Here is a 2,697-nt window from a genome sequence, read left to right as displayed (position 1 = left end):
CGAAGGTCACAAAAGAGCGGTATATGTGCCCTTCGCGAACCATCAGGAACAACGAAGGTCACGAAAAGGACGATTGTATTATATGGAAGAATACGAAGAGGGTCCTCAATATTCTTGAAATTCAAAGCATCTGTTAATACATTAATGATAACGGATACATCATTATTGAGTTAATAATGACAGAGTGATACGATTAAATAGTTAACAGACTTAACCAGAAGGTGATGAAGAGGGTTTTACAGCAGAAAAATATTCTAAGGAGGAAAGATCAAATGCAATATACTTATTTAGGACGAACAGGACTTAAAGTCAGCAGACTGTGTTTAGGAACGATGAACTTTGGATCTTACACCAGTGAAGAAGATGCTTTTGCCATAATGGACAGAGCGTTGGAAGCAGGAATCAACTTCTTCGATACAGCAAATGTTTACGGCGGCAGCGGTCAAAGAGGACGTACTGAAGAAATTATCGGTCGCTGGTTTGCACAAGGCGGAGGGCGCCGGGAAAAAGTCGTTCTGGCAACTAAAGTGTACGGCGGTATGGAAGATGAAACAGATGGACCGAATAAAGAAAGCGGACTGTCTGCTTACAAGATCCGCCGACATTTGGAAGCGTCCTTAAAACGTCTGCAGACGGATCATGTCGAGCTGTATCAGATGCATCATATCGAACGTCATGCACCGTGGGAAGAAATCTACGGGGTATTTGAAACATTAGTGAATAAAGGGAAAACGCATTATATTGGATCAAGCAACTTTGCAGGCTTCCACCTTGCCATGGCTCAGGCCGCGGCTGAGAAACGAAACTTTCTCGGTTTAGTATCTGAGCAGCACAAATATAATTTACTGTGCAGACTTCCGGAATTAGAAGTCCTGCCAGCTGCCAAAGAGCTGGGTATCGGTGTCATTCCATGGAGCCCATTAGGTGGCGGTCTACTGAGCGGGAAGATCTTAGATCCAGAACCCGGTTCAAGAAGTGAAAAACGGGCAGCTGAACTCTCAGACAAGGAGCGCAGTCAGCTGGAAGATTATTCCAAGTTATGTAAGGAACTGGGTGAGTCGGAACCAAACGTTGCTTTGGCCTGGCTGTTAGCTAACCCGGCTGTGACAGCGCCTATCATTGGTCCAAGAACGATGGACCAGCTGGAGCAGGCGCTCAAGGCTCTTGAAATAAATCTGACAGAAGATGTTATGGAGGAACTCGACCGAATCTTCCCAGGTCCGGGCGGGCGTGCTCCAGAAGCCTATGCGTGGTAAAGAGTGTCATCTCAACAACTATCAATATAAGAAGTGAAACCGGCGGTCGCATCTCATCTAATGAAGGGGAAGAGATCTCTATCGAAGGACAGAAACTCACAGAAATCAGACCGAATCACTGGGTCCTTCAGTAAACAGAAGATTATACTGTTCATACGCGCCCGCAGCGCGTATGTTCCACTTGAGAGTTTTATAATAGTTAAGAGCACCAGCTTCTGCGTCGTAAAGACCGGAAGCTGGTGCTCTTTTTCTTTTGGCGTATCATTCATTTTCAAATTGATCTGCTATCCAGAACAAACTATCATTAGACGCTTCAGACAAAATCTGATGGTACTCGGTACCGTTAGAATCTCTGATAATCGTATCACTTAACTTTTCGTACTCTTGACTGAAACCGTGAGCGGTCACAATATATTTATCTTTATCTACTTCTATACGAAGGTCTTCGTATTCATTGACTTCGTGGCCATCAGTGGCTGTCTCTCGGGGTCCGTAGTGATAGTAAACAGCTACACTGTTTCTATCAAATGAGACCATAGATTGTCGTATGTTTTGTGAAGATGCATAAGTCATTTCCCAAGTAGAGTAATGCAAGTCGCTGGGACTCAGACCCAACTCATTCGTTTGGGTTTTCTGACGTTCTCTTAGAATAAAAAACAAGCTGAAGCTACTTACAAGAGTCAAAACAATAATCAATGCGATGTTTAATATTTTTCTCCGCTCGCTTTTCTTGACCTTCTTAGTGATATCTTCCACCATAGTTGAATCGTCTTTTAATAAATCATCCAAAGGAATCGCGTAGAGTTCACTTACTGCAACCAGAACATCCAGGTCGGGATATGTACGTCCAACTTCCCAGCTGGAAATCGTTTGTCTTGAAACATGCAAGATCTCAGCCAGTTCTTTTTGGGTGAGATTTGCTTCTTGTCTTTTCTCTTTCAGTTTCTGTCCAATTTTCATCTTCTCGCCTCCGTAAATCAATCTTACCAGAATCCCTATCCATTAACCTAGCTACATTTTGTATATTAACGAAAAAGGCTGTTATAATAGGATGCTACAAAGCGTTGCCTGCCTTTTATGAGCTTGGAGGAATTGCGAAGGGCACGGAAAATCGGATTGCGTAACCTTCGTGAGGTGGGAAGAGCTGTGAAGGTAACGGAAAAGTGGATTGAGTGCCCTTCACGAGATTGGAAGAGCTGTGAAGGTAACGGGAAGATGAATTGTGTGCCCTTCGTAAGTTTGGAAGAGGTATGAAGGTAAAGGGAAGTTGGATTGCGTGCCTTTCACGAGGGGGAAAGGTGTCCGGAGGTAACGGAAAGTCAGTTTGTGTGCCCTTCATGAATCGGCAAGAGCTGCGAAGGTCACAAAAAGGATGTATATGTGCCCTTCGAGAATCAACCGGAGCTACGAAGGTCACAAAAGAGCAGTATATGAGCCCTTC

3 protein-coding genes are annotated in these 2,697 nt (G+C 44.1%); 2 read left to right on the top strand and 1 reads right to left on the bottom strand.

The window, feature by feature from the left end:
- Window positions 1–272 precede the first annotated feature (272 nt).
- The gene (locus BMX84_RS12290; RefSeq protein ID WP_091490347.1) at window positions 273–1,256 is read left to right on the top strand and encodes an aldo/keto reductase; all 984 of its coding nucleotides are present in this window, start codon (window positions 273–275) and stop codon (window positions 1,254–1,256) included.
- On the top strand, window positions 1,250–1,390 hold the full coding sequence (locus tag BMX84_RS12580) for a hypothetical protein (protein ID WP_177165569.1): 141 nt from the start codon (window positions 1,250–1,252) through the stop codon (window positions 1,388–1,390). Before BMX84_RS12290 ends, BMX84_RS12580 begins: the two co-directional genes overlap by 7 nt.
- Before the next feature lie 127 nt (window positions 1,391–1,517).
- Here BMX84_RS12580 and BMX84_RS12285 read toward each other — a convergent pair whose 3' ends face one another.
- Window positions 1,518–2,216, bottom strand: a complete 699-nt coding sequence (locus tag BMX84_RS12285; protein WP_091490345.1) for a helix-turn-helix transcriptional regulator — start codon at window positions 2,214–2,216, stop codon at window positions 1,518–1,520.
- Between the last annotated feature and the right edge of the window lie 481 nt (window positions 2,217–2,697).

Source organism: Alkalibacterium putridalgicola, from assembly GCF_900109825.1.
In the GTDB taxonomy this organism is placed as follows: domain Bacteria; phylum Bacillota; class Bacilli; order Lactobacillales; family Carnobacteriaceae_A; genus Alkalibacterium; species Alkalibacterium putridalgicola.
Note: the sequence above shows the minus strand (reverse complement) of the source record. Positions and strands in the feature narration are given on the sequence as shown.